This window comes from Streptomyces sp. T12 (assembly GCF_028736035.1).
In the GTDB taxonomy this organism is placed as follows: Bacteria; Actinomycetota; Actinomycetes; order Streptomycetales; family Streptomycetaceae; genus Streptomyces.
In genome coordinates this window covers 6906599-6924920 of sequence record NZ_CP117866.1, presented here as the reverse complement: position 1 = coordinate 6924920, position 18322 = coordinate 6906599, and the positions used below count along the sequence as shown (strand labels likewise).

The window sequence follows — 18322 nt, the reverse complement described above, 5'->3', positions numbered from 1 at the left end:
GAATGCATAGACGCTCCTCGGCGGCCCCTCGTACCGTCGTATGCGACGGCCCAACCGGGGCCACGAATCAGGGGGTTTCGCAATGGCACGCGAGGAACTGACTCGGCACACCGGAAACGGCAATGGCGAGTGCGGTGAGGATGACTGCCCGAACGTGTACCGCACGGAGCGAGGATCGTTCGTCATACAGGGCGACGTCTCCGACGCCTTCACACCGCCCACGGGTGAGGGGCTGGTGGAGATCCCGGAATCGGTTCTGAGGGAGGCTGTCCGTGCTCTTGGATGGTGACGAGTGGCGGGCAATGTTCCGAGGGGTCCAGTCGGAAGCGTGGCGACTGGAGACTCTGCCTCAATACCTCGTACCCCAGGAGTCCGGAGAAATCGAAGCCTTCCGCGCGGGTAAGCGTGTCGACCCGCACACGTACTCGTCCGCCTACACGGAAGACCTGAAGCGGCTACGAGGTGAAGGCAAGCGAAAGGGGCGGGTGCACGTCGTGGCCCAACCGCTTTCCGAATACCTCCGATTCGAGTTCTCGCGGTACTACACGCCGCATGTGTTGGCCGGGGAAGACATCCGAATCCTCGATGTGACAGAACGAGAGAACCCCTTGCAAGGGATTCAAGACTTCTGGCTCTTCGACCGGTCCACGGTCGTTCTCATGCACTACGAGGAAGACGGAACGCAGATCGGTCGAGAGCTGTACGGGGGAGATCCCGCCCCGTTCGTCGAGTACCAGCGAATCGCCGAGGCCGAGTCAATGCCGTTTCTGGAGTACGTGAAGGGGTGACGTTCGAACCCGAGCAGCTAGGCCAGTCCAGTCAAGAACTGGCCTCGAAGCTCCGAGAACTACGCAAACAAGCCGGACTCTCAGGGGTCCGGCTTGCTGCGCGCTGCAACATGTCTCAATCCAAGGTGAGCAGGATTGAGAACGGGAAAGTACGGCCGTCCCTGGTGGACGTCGAGCAAATCTTGAGAGCACTCGACGCGCCACCGAGCATGATCGAGGAAGTCTCGGCTCTCGCCAGAATGGCGAATACCGAATGGCGGAACCTTCGAGAGCTACGCCGAAAAGGACTGGGAACAAGACAGGCCGAACTGAAGGCGCTCGAAGCGTCCTCGACGCACATGCGCTACTTCCTGCTATCCATGGTCACCGGTCTTCTTGCCACTCCGGAATACGTTCGGGCAAGCCTCGCCCATTCCCCGGCAGACACCAGTAAAGCCATTGCAGGGAAGCTGGAAAGGCAAGCCGTTCTCTATGACGCCTCGAAGCGGTTCACGTTCATTCTGACGGAACAAGCGATTCGCTGGCCCGTTGTCGCGCCCCTGGCATTGGCCGAGCAGATGGACAGGATTTCCTCACTGAGCTATCTCCCGAACGTGCGTATTGGCCTGATACCCGTCGGCGCGTCCACCCCTAGAACACCCCTGAACACATTCACGATCTACGACGTATCCTTGACCGTCATTGAGACATCAGCCGGAAGTCTCGTCCTACGTGACAGCCGCGATATTCAGAGCTTCCTCGATGAGTTCTCCGGTTACGAGGAATGCGCACTGTTTGGTGAAGAAGCCAGGGCGAAACTCTCGGAGTGGTCGGCTCTCTGCCGTTCATGATCTTTAGTCCACAACGCGACTCGGGCCCAAACCCCTCCACGCTCACCCTTACCTTTGATGGGCTACCAAAGCGGAGGGAACAGCGGATGACCATCACCATGCAGGAGGAAGCCCCGGCCCCAAAGGTGATGCGCTGGAATTGGACCCGTCACCCGAAGTGCGTTGCGCTGGCACGCTCCCAGTTGCGCAAATACCTCCGACACTGGAACGCCGAGGACCTGACCGATCCTGCCGTTCTCCTTCTCTCCGAGCTAGTGACGAACTCTGTACGCCATGCGCGGGTATCGCCAGGGCGTGAGATTGAGACCGTATTCGAGGTCACCGAGGAACGGCTACGAGTCGAAGTCTCAGACGCCTCGAACCAGGTTCCCATCATGCGCCATGTCGACGATAGCGAAGAAGAAGGCAGAGGCTTGTCCCTTGTCGCCACTGTTGCCAGTCGATGGGGCACAGACCCACGAATGGTGAACGGGCAATACGCGGTCGGTAAGACAGTGTGGTTTGAGATCGACCGGAAGGCGGACGCGTGAGCCGCGCGGTATACCGCTTCATCGACTACGTGACGAGACAGGACCCAACCGGGGAACTGTCCTGGTCTGCTGTTTGCGTTTCCGGCGACGAAGCTGATTGCGGAGCTTCCTCGGGTGAGATAGGCGAAGAGACGGCCGTCAAATGGATGGCCGAGCACACCCGAGAAACAGGACACAACCGCTATCGGCGAACCTTCGTTGATTACGCCACGGTAGAGCCACAGAGATGAAATGGAGCCCTCAGCCGGCCCGCCAGGCCGAGGTAAATCCAATCACTTCGCCGAGTCAGGATAAGCCATTAGGCGGGCCGTACGCGCCTTCAAACCCTCGGCCAGAAGCCACGTCATACGGGCGCGCTTCTGCTCCGCCTCGAAACGCTTCCTGGCCATCCGGTGGATTAGCTCGTTCACTTTTCCCCTTTGGCCCTATGTGGATTCCATCGAGCAAGCTTCAGGTGCCTTCGCGTTATGCACAGCTTTCCGCCCTGACAGGCATTCTCGAAGATCGGATAGAAGCCTTTGCGGCGGTATTCATTCGCCATGAGATAGCGTTTGATGTTGGCTTCGTGGCAACCGATTTGAGCCCGAGGTTCGCCGTCCCAGCTCACCTGGCCAAGCCAGATACGGCATTGGGTTTCGGAGTCAAACTCAGTCTGGGAGCGAATCCAATCAATATGGTTCATCGGTTCACCTCCACGGGTTCGATTACGGAACCGCCCAGCTTTCGAACTACGTTCCGTGCGGCAAAGTGCTCCTTCATGAACGCCTTCCAAAAGGCGTTTCTGCCTCTTCGGCTGTTCTCTTCCTGGGTGACCGCTTCAAGGTGGGCGGGATTCCAACAGTTCCTAACGCCGCACAGATGGTCGATCGTGAAACCGTCCGGGATACGTCGACCGAACGCTTTGTAAGCCTCGCGGTGCACATAAAGCTGCGTCCCACCGGAAGTGAAACGGCCGTACCCGTCCGGCGTGCGGTACTGCTCCCAAGTCCAGCAGCCGCCCTCAGAATCGGGCCAAATGGCGGACCTTTCTCGGAAGTAAGTACGAACGGCGGACTTGTCATCAAGGTTAAGGAACGTTCTCATCGGGTTTTCCTTCAGGATGGGTTTCTGGGAAGAAACGCAGGGCGGGAGTTTTGGCTAGATTGGGCAGCACTTAGAAAGCAAAAAAGAGAGAGTCGGCGCGGGGACAGGGGGCCGTCAAAACCCTGTCCCCGAACCTCTTCTACACGCCTCTGTCGAGGCTCTGACCGTCACAGCAAGAAAACGGTCCGACAAACCCCCGGCGGTCCAAACCGGGGGAGCTAGGCGGCGCCTAGGCAAGAAACCTGAATGTCACGCTGATTAGCTAGCGGCAGCCTTGACAATCTGGACCGAAGTGGATTCGGCCAGGCTCACACCAGCAACGCGCATCGTGAGCTTGAAACCGACCTGGTCGGAATCAAAGCGTGCATCCTCGCTAACCTTGATCGTGGCATTCCGGCGAATACCGACGATCAGCCGGGAACTGTCAGCAACAATCACCGTCTTCGCCGGAAGGTGGCCAGAAGTCAGAACCGGAAGGCCCCATGCCGTAGAGGCAGGGGATTCGGTCGGAGAGCCACCCTGGTAAGTACCGGAACCGGACGCCTTCTCCTTACGGAGTGCAGCAGCCATATCGGTACTCGCCCAAACGACCGACGGAGCGCCGTTGGTAGCCTCAATACGGGCCACGGCATCGGCCAAGTCGTCATACTTCACAACAGTGTTGCCGGCCGTGAGCGTAGTCGTCACACCCTGGGCAATGATGCCCTTGATCGGGTCAGTCAGACCGCCGGTGAAGGCGTCCTTATCGAAACGCAGACTTGCATCCCGAAGAAGGTTCTGACCGATGATGTTCCGCAGATCCAGGCGGGAATCCTCCAGCACCTCGGAAGAGGCCCACTGGATACGCCCAATCTTCTTCGCAGGGAAAGTCAGCGATCCCCACGTCATCGTGCCCTCAGGAATCGTGGCAAGCTCATCCACATATCCCTCACCGCTGGACGCAGTGAGCTGCGGCACCTGAAGATTGTCAGACTCGAAACTCAGAACGTTCTCGGAGGGAAGCGCACGCAGGAAAGTCGACTTCGCCTTCAGAATGTCCACATACTTGCCCGCCATCTGATCGGGCACGGTGTAGCCGCCCGCAGACGGAACGCTTCCCTGCGTCGCTACACGGTACTCATTAAGCGACGACATTAGGGCCCGCCACTCGTCCGAGTCGCCAGGCAGCCCGGAACCGCCGATCGGCATAACAAGCGCCCCGGCCTTCTCCGCTATGGCGCGAACCTCGGCTTCACGGTCAAGTCTCGCCCGATCCTCGCGCGCATCAATGGCGCGCAGCTCCATGTACTTCAGAGTTTCAGCGATCGAATCGCGAGTCTCGGCGGAATCCGTCCCGTTCGGGCCGTTGACCGCAGCCAGAATCTCGGTACGCGCCATGCGCTCTTCAGCCGGAATTGAATTGATCACGGCGGCCACCTCACGGGCGGTAAGGCCGCGATCCTCGGCCTCGGCAGTCTCAAGTATCTTACGAAGCTCAGGCTTCATTGTGTGGTTTCCTCTTCGGGTCAGGGCCAGGAAGCGGCCATGCAAAAGCGGCCCGACACCCGGAATGGGTGGGGCCGCTTGAATTAGGGCGGGGCTATTCAGTTAGAACGGCGGAGTATGGGCTATGCGCCTAAGCTCCGCTTGCTCGACGCACCGAACTCGACGCCGAACTTTCCGCGCTAGGGCGCGGCAGTCATCCGAACAGTGCCGGGGTGGCCTCCCCGGGCCGTACTCCGTGGCAAATTCCTGCTCGCAGGTCCAGCAGCGAAGCCGTACCGTGTTGTCCATCTTTGATCTCCCTCGAATGGTGAGCGGGGGCGCAGCATTCGGAAGTGGATATGCGAAGCGGCCCGGTCCACGGCCTTTTGAAGCCATGGAAACCGGACCGCTACCGCTGCGGCACCGCCCGTGCCCTTCCCGTGCCCCCGACCCCGAAGGGATCGAAGTCTCTTTGCGTCTTATATAGACCTGTCAGATCGGCCGAATACTGACACCGAAAATGCTGTGACGTCGGTCACTACCTGGGTAGGTATGCCATCCGATTACTGCCAGCGGTGGCGCTTACCTTCCCGTCGAAGTCGCCAAGAATCCTTGTGCGCGCCCTACGGCGGTTCTCTAGCCACCGCTCGACCTCGGCGGCCTGAGCGTCCGGGCAAGCCGCCGTAGGCCGCTCGCAGTGCTTGCAATAGATGTCCTTCATGGACCCTCCACGCCTTGATATGTCGAAATACGAGGGCATCCGTCGGGATGCATGAGAATTCGTTGAAATGCATGAATTCCCACGAACCTAGGCGAACCCCCGCGCGTTCAAGCGAAGGGAAGGCGGCGGGTCTGGAGAAGGCAAGCCTGAAACTTTTGAACCTCCCCTCCCTCGGATGTGCATCCGGCAAGATGCCCTTATGGATCAGGAGATAGCTGCGCTGATCGCAGCAGGGTTCGGGCTGTTGGGTGCCGTGGTCGGCGGCGCTGCGGCTGTCTGGGGCGCAAAGATCGGTGCCGAGAGGTCAGCCCATGCCGTCAAGCAGCAGGTACAGGACCAGGCCGCCGCTGAGCATGCTCACTGGCTTCGACAACAACGCTCAGAGGCGTATGAGCAGTTCGAAGACGCCTATAACGAGGTTTCTCGCCTCGTTGAGCTTGGCGAGGAGCAAGATGTTTCCCAGGCTGTAGAGCTGATCCGGACGTTGTATCGGTGGCAAGCAAGAATAGAAATTCTCGGCCCTCCAGCCGTGGCGGAGAGCGCCGAGGGGGTTTTGTCAGTGCTTGGAATGCGACTCGCCGCACTGACGGCTATGCACCGCATGAATTCTGGAGCCGACGGCGTTCCAGATGAAGACTATGTCCGGATGATCAACGGGCTTGTCGATGAAAGCCAATTTCTACCTGATAGATGGCGCGATTACCACCGGGACTTCGTTGCGGCGGCTCAGCAGGTTATGGGATCACATCAGGGGCGGCCGGACGCCGCCGCTTCCTCGCACTCCACCTAGGCCGTTCTGTTGCCTCGGCTGAAGTTGCACGGCCCGCAGGCCGGGCGAAGATTCTCAATGTCATTCGTTCCGCCTCGACTGAGCGGAACGATGTGATCGGCCGTCGTAGCCGGCCTCGCATTTCACATAGAGCAGAGAGGCTGAGCCGCAAGGATTGCGGCCCGAGCCTTCAGGTATTGAGTGTTGTAACCGCGCGCCCAGGGCGAAGGGCGCGTGTGCTTTCTCTTCTGCTCCCGTCGCTTCGCTCCGGCCGAGGTGCATAGCTCACACCGTGAGCCGAGGGGATAGAGCCGCTTACAGCGGCTGCACATCAGGTAAGGCATAAATAGTCCAAACAGAAGGGGCGCCCTTCGAGGGGCGCCCTGGTGATGCTGCGAGCCTGGCCTACGTTCCTCGGCCAGGGGATGACTAATAGAGATAGAGAGGCAGCGGAGGTTTCCACAGGTCAGAGAAGTATGGGTAACCTTCACAGGGTTACGCGGTAACCGTGGCAGGGTTACGCGGCAGTGCGAAGAGAGTGCACGCGGCAGGATGCCGACCCGAGGCCGTTCTTCTGGAAGTGATGCCCTGGCAGCACAAGGCAGCGTGCGCCCGACTCAGGCCCGATCAGGCCCATGGTCTTGGCTCCGGCTATGGCCTTCTGTACGGCCTGCTTGGCGAGCGCCTGGCCGTACTCTCCGGCAAGGATGGAAGCTAGGTCGCCCTCGGCGAACTCGGCGTGCCCTAGCTGGTTGCCCCATCCGAGGGCAGCGAAGTACACCCGTAGGGCGAGCGGCTTGATCAAAGAGTTGCGCGCTTTCGCTCGGCAGTCGAGCTGAGAAATGGCGCCCCACGGGGCGCCGGGTCCGAATCCAATTTTCAATCTATCCTCGGGCTTAGTTGGCTGCTTGGGTATGTCTACAGCGGCACCCCTGGCGGAATCAAGGGAGGGCGTTTAAACGTCCAGAACGCAGGCGTACGCACGCTCCGTAGCGAGCGCGGGCGGGCACAAATGGGCCCCCGAAGCGTCTAAACGCTCCAGGGGCCTAGGGGCGAGGGACATCAGTCTCCGGCGTGCGGTCGTCGAGCTGGAAGAATCCATTCAGATTCCGGCTCCGTCCAGAGGTACCCGCTAGGTACCTGCAACCCGGTTTCCTGCGCAATCTCGGAAACCTCAGGAATCCTGATACGCGCGCGACGGTTTCCTTCTTCGGTGAAGCCGACCGTCACACTTATTCCGTGGCGCTGGATGAACACCCGCTTTTGTTCGTCATCCTTGGTTTCCCACTCTTCGGCATAGGTATGCCCAGTCTCCTTCCAGGCAGGAGCGTCCTCCGCCTGTTTGATCTCGTTACGCAGCCTCTCCACCTTGGCGGACTGGAATTCATGCTGCTTCCAGTAACGCTCGACCTGAACGTCCGTCTTGATACGACCGGCTAGGTAATCACTCTCCAACCGGTCAAGGGTGGCTTCCGCTTCAGCCAACTCGGTCTTCGCCTGGCTGATCGAGTTATTGACCCTCTCCATTACCGGCAACGGTCCGAGAGTGACCCTCACGAACTGCCCAACGGCCATGTCGAGGTCTTCTCTTCGGATTCGCGCGGGACTCGGGCAGGTTCCCGTATTGATGTTGTTGCAGGCGTAGTAGTAGAAGACCCTTCCGTTCTCCTTGGTCTTCTTGGAAGAGGACATCTTCGCGCTGCACAGGTCACAGACGGCCACACCGCCCAGCATGGAGCGAGAAGGCGTGGCACGGGCCACCGGGCGATTGGCCGTGAGATCAGCCACCAGGGAAGCCCAATCCCCGTATTCCATGAGCGGCTCATCTGTGATCCGTACCGGCTCCCCGTCGTCATCCGCGACAGGCTCGCCCTTGTAGGTATAGATGCCACCCACCGTAGGGTTGGTCACAATCGCCCGAATGGCATTAGCCGTCCAGGCGACCCCTCTCGGCTCAGCGCCGCGCTCAATTCGTAGGTAATCACGCCACGTTGGAACATCACGCTTGTTCAGGTCGACGGCAATCTTGTACGCCGACCAATCGCCCTTCAGCTTCTCTACGATGTCCCGGAGAAGGGCTGCATACTCCGCATCCTGAATAAGCTTCTTGCCGCCGTCCTCTTGGCGCTCAAATCGGTAGCCGAACGGGAGCACACCGCCGATCCATACCCCCTTAGCTTTCCGGGCCATCGAGCCAGACAGAGCGCGGGCCCGGATGGTGTCGAGCTCCCCTTCCGCGAAGGCGGCGATGATCTGAGCGAACATCTTGCCCATGGGGGTGGACATGTCGATGCCCTCGGTCACGGACACGATCACCTTGCCGTGCTTCTGGCACCACTCGAAGACCTCGGCGAAGTGGCCCGCCTTCCTGCTGAGGCGGTCAAGCTTCCAGACGGCCAAGGCGTCCCACTCGTCGGCCCGCTCGTTGAACCAGGGACCGAGGCCCGGTCTCTTGAAGGGGTGCATCGCGCCGGACACGTCCACGTCCTCGGCCCACCCCACGATGCGTCCTTCTATAGAGGGGCCGTGCGCCCAGTGCTCGACGGCCGCCCGCTGCTTCTCCGGGCTGGTCGTGTCGTCCTTCATGACGGAGAGCCGGACGTTCCCCAGCACCCTCGGGTTAGAGATCATGCGCGGATGCTACGGGTGGTGCCGCCAACTGAACAAGTCGAACGACTTCTTCCAGGACCCGGCGCCCGCGCCGACGTTCACGTCGATTCCGGTGCGGGGGCCTGGGCTGGCTTAGTGCCACGGGTGCGGCGGGGGTCGGGTCTTCGCCCCCGCCGCCCCTACCCGTCCCATCCCCAGGGGCTCCGCCCCTTCGACCCCGCTGGGGGCTGCCGCCCCCAGACCCCCGCTTCGGCCCTGAACGGGCCTCGTCCTCAAACGCCGGACAGGCTGAAAGATGCGGACCGGCGTGAAGAGTGCGCGGTGCGGGCTGAGCTGACCCGGTAGCAGATGCCGGCCCGTTCACGGTTCCCTCACAGCCGTTCCCTCGCAAAGCCTGCCTCGACTTCCCCACACTGGGCGCTGGGCAACTGACAGACTGTGCATGGCAGTTGACTCAGCAGTGAACAGCAGCCACGCGGGGAACACGGGGGACGCTCATGGAGGAGCAGTTGGCCGTCCTGACGACGACGGCCGCCAACACGGTGGTGAGTTCGCTCTCCACCGACGCCTGGGCACGGGTGCGCGAGCTGATCGTAGGCGTGTGGCGGCGGCACCGCCCGGACGAGGAGTCCGCAGCCGCCTCCGCGACGGACGCCGCCCTCGACGTACTGCGCGGCTCGCCGAGCGACGAGGAGGAGTCCCGGCTCGTCGAGGCATGGCAAGAGCGTTTCCGCGCTCTGCTCGACGCCGAACCGGCGGCCCGCCGGGCGCTCACCGCCCTGGTCGATGAACTCGCCGCCGAGCAAGCCGGACAAGCGGAACAGGGCGAACGGGGCGAACAGGGTGACGCCCCGGCGCAGCGTATCGACATGCACGCCGAGGCGAAGGACGGCGGAACGGTCTATCAGGCCGGCCGTGACATGCACGTCAAGCCGACATGACCTCCCCGGACCGCGCCCGGAAGCGGTCGGTGGAGGTCGTGCTGCGCGCCGAGGCGACCGAGCACGGCACCGTCTACCAGTCCGCCCAGAGCATGATCGTCGTGCAGGGCGATGTGAACAGTCACCGGCACGATCACTACCACCACGCCGGTGACGAGTACGACCGGACGAGCAGCCCGGCGACGACCCATGTGTGCCCCTATCCCGGGATGCGGGCGTTCCGGCTGGACGAGGCGGAGTGGTTCTTCGGGCGGGAGGACGTGGTCAGCCAGGTGCTGGCCCGGCTCCGGGGGTGCCTGAGCGAGCACAAGCCGCTGGCCGTCGTCGCACCGTCCGGTGCGGGCAAGTCCTCGGTGCTGCGGGCCGGGCTGCTGTGGGAGCTGGCCAAGGGACAGGTCGAGGGCTCAGCGAAGTGGCGGCAGCTGCTGTTCACGCCGACGTCCGACCCGCTCAGGGCGCTGTCCGCCGGCCTCGCGCAGGTCGCCGGGGTCGCGGAGGCGGTGGTCGCTCAGGCCGTGGGGGATGAGCCGCACGCGCTCCCCCAGCTGGTGCGGGAGCGGCTCCGCCTGGCCCCGGGCGAACGGCTGGTGCTCGTCGTCGACCAGTTCGAGGAGCTGTTCACGGCCTGCGAGGACGAGCTCGCGCGCCATCGGTTCGTGGCGGCGCTCGCCGCGCTGACCGAAGGCACCGAGGCCGCGGAACCCGTCGCGCTCGCCGTCTACGGCCTGCGCGCGGACCACTACGGCTCCTGTCTGGCTTTCCCGCATCTGCGCGACGTCCTGGACACCCATCAGGTCATCGTCGGCCCGATGGACGAGCAGGACGTGCGCAGGGCCGTGACCCTCCCGGCCGACCGGTGCGGTCTCAAGTTCGGGCAGGGACTTGTCGACCTGATCCTGCGCGACCTGCGCGGCACGGCCTGGCGGGACGAGGACACCGCTTACGGCGCCGGTCAACTGCCGCTGCTCGCCCACGCGTTGGAGCGCACCTGGCTGGGCCGCAGGGGCGACACCCTCACGATGGACAGTTACCGCGACACCGGAGGCATCGACGGCGCGATCGAGACCACCGCGCGCACCGTGTTCCGGCAGCTGACCCCGGCCGCGGAGGCGGCGGCGCGGCCGTTCTTCCTCGGCCTGGTCAGGATCGGTGAGAACGGCGAGGTGTCCCGTCGCCGCCGCACCCTGCGCGACCTGCGGCGTACGGCCACCGACCCGACGGCGGTCGACGAGCTGGCCGACCGGTTCACCGAGGCGCGGCTGCTCACCCGGGGCGTCGCGCACAACGAGGCCACCTTGGAGGTCACCCACGAAGCACTGCTGTGGGCCTGGAAGGAGCTGCGCGACTGGATCAAGGCGGCCGCTCAGCACGGCGTGATCCGCCAGGAAGTGGAAGAAGCCGCCTCCGCCTGGGACAACGCCGGCCGCGGCGACTCCACGTTCCTGTACCGGGGCACCCGGCTGGAACGGGCCCGGACCTGGGCCGCGGACCACCAGCACGACGTCCCGCCCCTGGCCACCGCGTTCCTCACCGCCTCGCAGCGGCAGCACCGGCGCGCCCGGCTGATCCGGCGCGGCGCGATCGCGACGATCGTCGTCCTGTTGCTGCTCGCCTCGGGGCTGGCGGCGTTCGCCTTCGACCGCCGGAGCGAGGCGCTCGCGCAGCGCGACGCCGCGATCTTCGACCGGGTGACCGCCGAGGCGGACCGCCGGCGCGAGACCGACAGCGCCCTCGCCGCGCAGCTCGACCTCATCGCGTACGGGATGCGGCCGACGGCCGCGCTGCGCACGCGGCTGATGCAGGGGGCGGGGGCGATTCACGCCACCCCGCTGCCGCAGCGTTTCGACACGGTGTACTCAGTCACCTTCGGTCCGAAAGGCCGACTCGCCACGGGCACGAGCAAGGGCAGGCTGCAGATCTGGGATGCCTCGGATCCCAGCCGACCCGCCCCGCTGACCGGCTCGATCAAGACCGGGCCCGGATCGACGGGGCCGACCGCGTACAACGAGCGGGGCGACCTGCTGGCCGTCGGCGACGGCGGCAGCCTGCGGATGTACGACGTCTCCGACGCCCGGCGCCCGGTGGCCCTCTCGCCCCTGGTGCCGGTGTCGAAAGGGCCGGTGTGGAGTCTGAGGTTCAGCCCTGACGGGCGGACGCTGGCTCTGTCGACGTACTACCAGGGCGGTGCCACACCGACCGGCGCCGTCGAGTTGTGGGACGTGGCCGAGCCGAGGCAGCCCCGTCGGCTGAGCACCGTCCACTCCGTCGTGGCGCAGGTCATCACGTCCACCGCGTTCAGCCCGGACGGCGACACGCTGGCCGTCAGCGGCGGCACCGGGCCGGGCACCTCCCGGTCGAGGCTGCTGCGGCTGTGGGACGTCTCGGATCCGGACCGCCCCAGGGCACTCGGCGGTGAGCTCGGCGGCCACGGCGACAACATCGTCAACCGGGTGGCGTACAGCCCCGACGGGCGGACGCTGGCCAGCGCCGGGAGCGACAACCGGGTCATCGTCTGGGACCTGTCCGGTCCGGGCCGCCCGAAAGTGGCGAACACCCTCTTCCTCAACAGTCCGGCCATGTCGGTCGCTTTCAGTCCGGACGGGCGGATCCTGGCCACCGGGGACAACTCCGGAGCCATCAACCTGTGGAACGTGGGAGCGCCCGGCTTCACCAGGGCGATCGGTCCTCCCCTGCGCGGACACACCACCATGGTCAACAACCTCGCCTTCGACGCCACCGGCCGCACCCTCGCCAGCAGCGCGGCCGACGGCAGGGTGCTGCTGTGGCGACTGCCCGCCACGCTGAGCGTCATGAGCGGGGGCCAGAGCGTCGAGTCGATGGCGGTGACCTCCGACGGACGGCTGCTCGCGGCAGCGTCCGGCAACGAGGTCACCCTGTGGGACATATCCGCCCCCACCCGCCTGACCCCGCTGGGGAAACTGCCGCCGTTGAGTGCGACCGTCAATGCCGTCGCCTTCCGGCCCGGGCCGTCCCGAAGTCCCCTGCTGGCCACCGGCGACTTCGGCGGCGACGTACGGCTGTGGGACGTATCGGCTCCGGCCCGGCCACTGCCGGTCGGCTCGGCGCTGCCCGGCCAGACGAAAACGGTCGGGGCCCTGGCTTTCGACGCGGGCGGGCGCTCACTGGTCGCCACCACCATGGTCCTCAGAGGCGACCAAGCGGGCGGGCTGCGGGTCTGGGACGTCTCCGACCCCAGCCGACCCGACGCCCTGGGCGACGGCGAGGTACGGGGACAGCAGTTCCCGCTCAAGGGCCTGGCCGCCGCGCCCCGAGGGGGCTACCTCTACACCGCAGACACCGTCGGCTACCTGCGTGTCTGGCGCACGGCCGACGGCGAAGCGCCTTCCCTGACCGGTGAGCTCTTCAACCCCCAGAACGCCTTCTCCCTCGCGGCCAGCCCCCGCGCGCGGCTGATAGCGACCGGCGGCGGGGACAGCAAGGTCCGGCTGTGGGACGTCTCCCGGCCCCGTTCACCGACCGCCGTCGGGGAACCCGTGCTCGGCGGAGGCATCACGAACAGTGTCGGCTTCTCCCCCGACGGCGCCCTGCTCGCCAGCGGGAACGCCATCGGCCAGGTCCGGCTGTGGGACGTCTCCGATCCGGCCCGCACCAGCGCGTACGGCTATCCGGTCAACGGCCACGGCGGAGCCGTGTATGCGCTGGTCTACAGCCCACGCGGCGGCCACCTCATCACCGGCGGCGCGGACGGAACCGTACGCCTGTGGCAGACCGACACCGCCCGTGCCCGCTCGGTGCTGTGCGCCTCGACCCGGCACGCCATGACCCCGGACGACTGGAAGAAGTACGTGTCGCCGGACCTGCCGTACAAGCCGCCCTGCGGGGGCTGACGGCCTGCGCGATGCTGAAACGGGAATAGGCCCCACGGGCCACGCGCTCTCCCCCGTGGAGGTACAACAATGACGACGACTGCCGACGACGCCGAGCAGGGCTATCGCATCGAGCACGACTCCATGGGCGAGGTCCGCGTCCCCGTCCACGCCAAGTGGCGGGCCCAGACCCAGCGTGCCGTCGAGAACTTCCCCATCTCCGGGCAGCGCATCGAGCGGGCCCACATCGAGGCCCTCGCCCGGATCAAGGGCGCCGCCGCGCAGGTGAACGCGCGGCTCGGGGTGCTCGACAAGGACGTCGCCGAGGCGATTCAGGAGGCGGCCGGCGAGGTCGCCGAGGGGCGGTGGGACGAGCACTTTCCCGTCGACGTGTTCCAGACCGGGTCCGGCACCTCGTCCAACATGAACACCAACGAGGTCATCGCCACCCTCGCGACCGAGCGGCTCGGGCGGGACGTCCATCCGAACGACCACGTGAACGCGTCCCAGTCGTCCAACGACGTCTTCCCGTCCTCCATCCACATCGCCGCCACCGCGGCCGTCACCCGCGACCTCGTTCCGGCCCTTGAACACCTCGCCGGGTCGCTGGAGCGCAAGGCCGAGGAGTTCGCCGACGTCGTCAAGTCGGGGCGGACCCATCTCATGGACGCCACGCCCGTGACGCTGGGTCAGGAGTTCGGCGGTTACGCCGCCCAAGTGCGGTACGGCGTCGAGCGGCTGGGCGCCTCCCTGCCCCGGCTCGCCGAACTCCCCCTCGGCGGTACGGCCGTCGGCACCGGCATCAACACCCCGCCCGGCTTCTCCGCCGCCGTCATCGAGGAGGTCGCCCGCACCACCGGGCTGCCCCTGACGGAGGCCCGCGACCACTTCGAGGCGCAGGGGGCCCGGGACGGGATCGTGGAGACCAGCGGGCAGCTGCGGACCATCGCGGTCGGGCTGACGAAGATCGCCAACGACCTGCGGTGGATGGCCTCCGGCCCCCGTACTGGGCTCGCCGAGATCAGCCTCCCCGACCTCCAACCCGGCTCCTCGATCATGCCCGGCAAGGTCAATCCGGTCATCCCGGAAGCCGTGCTCATGGTCGCCGCGCAGGTCGTCGGCAACGACGCCACCGTGGCCACCGCGGGCGCCGCGGGCAACTTCGAGCTGAACGTGATGCTGCCGGTCATCGCGAAGAACGTCCTGGAGTCGATCCGGCTGCTCGCCAACGCCTCCCGGCTGCTGGCCGACCGGACCGTCGACGGCATCGTCGCCCACCGCGAACGGGCCCTGGAGTACGCCGAGTCGTCGCCCTCCGTGGTCACACCGCTCAACAAGTACATCGGGTACGAGGAGGCCGCCAAGGTCGCCAAGAAGGCGCTGGCGGAGCGGAAGACGATCCGCCAAGTCGTCCTGGACAGCGGGTATGTGGAGCGCGGCGACCTCACCGTCGAGCAGCTCGACGAGGCCCTCGATGTCCTGCGGATGACACGGCCGTAACCAATGACCACCGCGGTGTGAACCGTGACGCGCGCCGCAGCGTCGTATGCCTGTGGCACCTAATATCTGTGCATGGCGGACGGTGGAGCGGTGACGACGGAAGTGGAAGCGGGCGGATCGACGGCCTTCTGGGCGCCCGGCACGCAGATCCTGTGGCGGTATCGGGAGAACGCAGGCCCTCGCTTCCACATCGCGCGTCCCGTCACCGTCGTACGGGACGACGCCGAGACCCTCGCCGTATGGCTGGCTCCGGGGACGGAGTGTGTCAAACCCGTGCTGGCCGACGGGACCTCGGTGCACATGGAACCGCTCGAGACGCGCTACACCAAGCCGCGTTCCGTCCAGCGCGACCGGTGGTTCGGGACCGGGGTGCTGAAGCTCGCGCGGCCCGGTGAACCGTGGTCGGTGTGGCTGTTCTGGGAGCCCGGGTGGCAGTTCAAGAACTGGTACGTGAACCTTGAGGAGCCGATGGCCCGTTGGGCGGGCGGGGTGGACTCGGAGGACCACTTTCTCGACATCTCCGTGCACCCGGACCGCAGTTGGCACTGGCGGGACGAGGACGAGTTCGCGCAGGCCCAGCGGGACGGGCTGGTGGACGACGGGCTCGCCGCGCGGGTGCGGGAGGCGGGGCGTGACGCGGTGGAGGTGATCCGCGCCTGGGGGCCGCCGTTCTCGGACGGCTGGCAGCACTGGCGACCGGATCCCACCTGGGCTGTACCTTCTTTGCCTGAGGACTGGGATCGCACGCCCGCGCACCTGTCCTCGTGAGACCCTTGATGCGCCCCCGGGCAACAAACGTAGGATCGTCCTCCGCAAGGGCGCGCAGGAACAACTACCGGATTGCGCGCCGGGCTTGACCGATCGTCACCGAGGGGCGGCAGGACGTGAGCGAGGGTTACCAGGGCAACGCCGGCAGGAACAGACGGTCCACCGGCTGCACAGGAACTGCCTCTGGTCACGCGGTGATTCCGTTCCTGGGGCACGTATTCCGGGTATCGGAGTCTCGGCGGGACGAACTGCATGCATGGCGCGCAGCCCCGGACGGATGGATTCGAAAGGCGTGACGGAGCAGCCGATCTCCTTCGAACGCCCCGAGACGGGCGTCGACCCCGCGGAACCCCGCGGGGCGCTCGTGCGTACCTCGACACCGTCTACGGCGCACTCCACACCGTCGCACTCCGCTGCCGGCGACGCCCGCGGGGGCACCGCCTTACCCGCGCAGGCGCGCACCGGAGAGACCCCCTCCACGCCGGGCACCACCGCACCGTCCGGCCCGAGCAAGGAGCCCTCAGACATCCCCGGCAACGGCCCCGAGCACTCGCAGCCCTCCGTCGCCGCCGAGCCCGACACCCACCGGCCGCGGCCCGTTCCGGAGGCCATACCGCCGCAGCCCGGCGCCGAGCAGCCGCAGTCCGCCGCCGAGCGGCGCTCCGGACAGGGGCTGCCGCCCGGGCGGCCCACGCCGATGCGGCGGGACGGGGACCGGCTGCGCTTCGTGGGCGCCGCCACCCGGCGGATCGCCCGCGGCATCGACCTGGACGAGATCGTGATGGGGCTGTGCCGGGCGACCGTGCCGACCTTCTCCGACGCGATCCTCGTCTATCTGCGCGACCCGCTGCCGGTCGGCGACGAGCGGCCCACAGGGCCCGTCGTGCTGCGGTTGCGCCGCACCGACCGGATCCCGGAGGAGCGGGACACCGAGGGCGGCTTCCTGGCCGCGGGGTCGCAGCAGCCGGAGCCGAACGAGCTGGCCGAGCTGTCCGCCGTCACCGCCGAACTGTGCGAGGTGCGGCCCGGCGGTGCGCTCGCCGAGGTGCTGCGCGGCGTGCGTCCCGTCTTCGCCGACGCGCCCGCCGCCCGCGCCGCCCTGCCCGAACTCCTCGGCGACGACGGCGAGTTGATCATCCCCGACGGTCAGCGCGCGATCCTCGCCCCGCTGCGCGGCCGCCGCCGTGTCATCGGCGCCGCGGTCTTCCTGCGCCGCCCGGATCGCATCGCCTTCGAGCCCGACGACCTCCTCGTCGCCGCCCAGCTCGCCACGCACAGCGCGCTCGGCATCGACAAGGCGGTGCTGTACGGCCGTGAGGCGTACATCGCCGACGAGCTCCAGCGGACGATGCTGCCCGAGACGCTCCCCCGCCCGACCGGCGTGCGGCTCGCCTCCCGCTATCTTCCGGCCGCCGAGACCGCCCGGGTGGGCGGCGACTGGTACGACGCCATCCCGCTGCCGGGCAGCCGTGTGGCGCTGGTCGTCGGTGACGTCATGGGCCACTCCATGACCTCGGCCGCGATCATGGGCCAGCTGCGGACCACGGCCCAGACCCTCGCCGGGCTCGACCTGCCCCCGCAGGAGGTCCTGCACCACCTCGACGAACAGGCCCAGCGCCTGGGCACCGACCGCATGGCGACCTGCCTGTACGCCGTCTACGACCCGGTATCGCACCGCATCACCATCGCCAACGCCGGCCACCCGCCGCCCGTCCTGCTGCACCTGGGCGGCCGGGCGGAGGTACTGCGCGTACCGGCGGGCGCGCCGATCGGCGTCGGCGGCGTCGACTTCGAGGCCGTCGAGCTCGACGCACCGGCCGGAGCGACCCTGCTCCTCTACACCGACGGCCTGGTCGAGTCCCGCCTGCGCGACGTGTGGACCGGCATAGAGCAGCTGCGCGAGAAGCTCGCCGCCACCGCGCAGCTCACCGGCCCCGACCATCCACCGCCCCTCGAGGCCCTGTGCGACGAGGTGCTCGACATGCTCGGCCCGGGCGACCGGGACGACGACATCGCGCTGCTCGCCGCCCGCTTCGACGGGATCGCGCCGAGCGACGTGGCGTACTGGTTCCTGGAGCCGGAGGACGCGGCGCCCGGCCGGGCCCGGCGGCTTGCGCGGCGCGCGTTGGCCCGCTGGGGCATGGAGGAACTCACCGACTCGGTCGAGCTGCTGGTCAGCGAGGTCGTGACCAACGCGGTGCGGTATGCCTCGCGGCCGGTGACGTTGCGGCTGCTGCGGACCGATGTGCTGCGGTGCGAGGTCGGGGACGACGTGCCGCAGTTGCCGCGGCTGCGGCAGGCTCGGGCCACCGATGAGGGCGGGCGTGGGCTGTACCTGGTCAATCGGCTGGCCCGCCGGTGGGGAGCGACTCGGCTCAGTACCGGGAAGGTCGTCTGGTTCGAGTTGAGTCGGGGCTGAAAAGCGCAAGGAGACAAGGAGAAGGGCGCCCGGCAGCATGCCGGGCGCCCT

Annotated in this window: 14 protein-coding genes and 1 pseudogene; 10 read left to right on the top strand and 5 right to left on the bottom strand. The window is 66.4% G+C overall.

All coding sequences use genetic code 11. The features are described 5' to 3' along the window. Positions 1–82: 82 nt before the first annotated feature. The 4 genes from PBV52_RS31365 (at position 83) to PBV52_RS31350 (ending at position 2148) form a co-directional block, all read left to right on the top strand. Positions 83–289: a hypothetical protein gene (locus tag PBV52_RS31365; protein ID WP_274242891.1), complete on the top strand. Its 207-nt coding sequence runs from the start codon at positions 83–85 to the stop codon at positions 287–289. Next, positions 273–788, top strand: coding sequence for a DUF6879 family protein (locus PBV52_RS31360; RefSeq protein ID WP_274242890.1), 516 nt, complete (start codon positions 273–275; stop codon positions 786–788). Before PBV52_RS31365 ends, PBV52_RS31360 begins: the two co-directional genes overlap by 17 nt. After that, complete coding sequence (locus tag PBV52_RS31355; protein ID WP_274242889.1) at positions 785–1618, top strand: helix-turn-helix transcriptional regulator; 834 nt, start codon at positions 785–787, stop codon at positions 1616–1618. Before PBV52_RS31360 ends, PBV52_RS31355 begins: the two co-directional genes overlap by 4 nt. A gap of 86 nt (positions 1619–1704) precedes the next feature. After that, positions 1705–2148: an ATP-binding protein gene (locus PBV52_RS31350; RefSeq protein WP_274242888.1), complete on the top strand. Its 444-nt coding sequence runs from the start codon at positions 1705–1707 to the stop codon at positions 2146–2148. Between the two features lie 406 nt (positions 2149–2554). Here the strand turns inward: PBV52_RS31350 and PBV52_RS31345 are convergent, their stop codons facing one another. The 3 genes from PBV52_RS31345 to PBV52_RS31335 form a co-directional block, all read right to left on the bottom strand. Then, positions 2555–2830, bottom strand: a complete 276-nt coding sequence (locus tag PBV52_RS31345; RefSeq protein WP_274242887.1) for a hypothetical protein — start codon at positions 2828–2830, stop codon at positions 2555–2557. Further along, entirely contained in the window at positions 2827–3231 is a 405-nt protein-coding gene (locus tag PBV52_RS31340) for an HNH endonuclease signature motif containing protein (protein WP_274242886.1), read from the bottom strand. The genes PBV52_RS31345 and PBV52_RS31340 overlap by 4 nt, the downstream gene beginning before the upstream one ends. A gap of 258 nt (positions 3232–3489) precedes the next feature. After that, positions 3490–4716: a phage major capsid protein gene (locus tag PBV52_RS31335; RefSeq protein ID WP_274242885.1), complete on the bottom strand. Its 1227-nt coding sequence runs from the start codon at positions 4714–4716 to the stop codon at positions 3490–3492. A gap of 899 nt (positions 4717–5615) precedes the next feature. On the opposite strand from PBV52_RS31335, the gene PBV52_RS31330 reads away from it, so the two are divergent. Further along, entirely contained in the window at positions 5616–6206 is a 591-nt protein-coding gene (locus tag PBV52_RS31330) for a hypothetical protein (RefSeq protein ID WP_274242884.1), read from the top strand. On the opposite strand, the pseudogene PBV52_RS31325 reads toward PBV52_RS31330, so the two are convergent. Together PBV52_RS31325 and PBV52_RS31320 are read right to left on the bottom strand one after the other, a co-directional pair. Continuing rightward, positions 6203–6307, bottom strand: a pseudogene (locus PBV52_RS31325) (HNH endonuclease); the annotation flags it as partial. The gene PBV52_RS31330 and the pseudogene PBV52_RS31325 sit on opposite strands and share 4 nt — an antisense overlap. 940 nt (positions 6308–7247) lie before the next feature. Continuing rightward, positions 7248–8816, bottom strand: a complete 1569-nt coding sequence (locus tag PBV52_RS31320; RefSeq protein WP_274242883.1) for a recombinase family protein — start codon at positions 8814–8816, stop codon at positions 7248–7250. Between the two features lie 476 nt (positions 8817–9292). Between PBV52_RS31320 and PBV52_RS31315 the strand changes: the two genes are divergently transcribed. The 5 genes from PBV52_RS31315 to PBV52_RS31295 all read left to right on the top strand — a co-directional run bounded on the left by PBV52_RS31315 (position 9293) and on the right by PBV52_RS31295 (position 18271). Continuing rightward, a complete protein-coding gene (locus PBV52_RS31315; RefSeq protein ID WP_274242881.1) occupies positions 9293–9736 on the top strand; it encodes a hypothetical protein in 444 nt (147 codons plus the stop codon). Beyond that, the gene (locus tag PBV52_RS31310; RefSeq protein ID WP_274242880.1) at positions 9733–13605 is read left to right on the top strand and encodes an AAA family ATPase; all 3873 of its coding nucleotides are present in this window, start codon (positions 9733–9735) and stop codon (positions 13603–13605) included. The genes PBV52_RS31315 and PBV52_RS31310 overlap by 4 nt, the downstream gene beginning before the upstream one ends. A gap of 69 nt (positions 13606–13674) precedes the next feature. Next, positions 13675–15084: an aspartate ammonia-lyase gene (locus tag PBV52_RS31305; protein WP_274242879.1), complete on the top strand. Its 1410-nt coding sequence runs from the start codon at positions 13675–13677 to the stop codon at positions 15082–15084. Positions 15085–15156: 72 nt separating this feature from the next. Further along, positions 15157–15852 carry a DUF402 domain-containing protein gene (locus PBV52_RS31300; RefSeq protein WP_274242878.1) on the top strand — a complete coding sequence of 232 codons (696 nt, stop codon included), beginning with the start codon at positions 15157–15159 and terminating at the stop codon, positions 15850–15852. 277 nt (positions 15853–16129) lie between these two features. Beyond that, entirely contained in the window at positions 16130–18271 is a 2142-nt protein-coding gene (locus PBV52_RS31295; RefSeq protein WP_274242877.1) for a SpoIIE family protein phosphatase, read from the top strand. Positions 18272–18322: the final 51 nt, after the last annotated feature.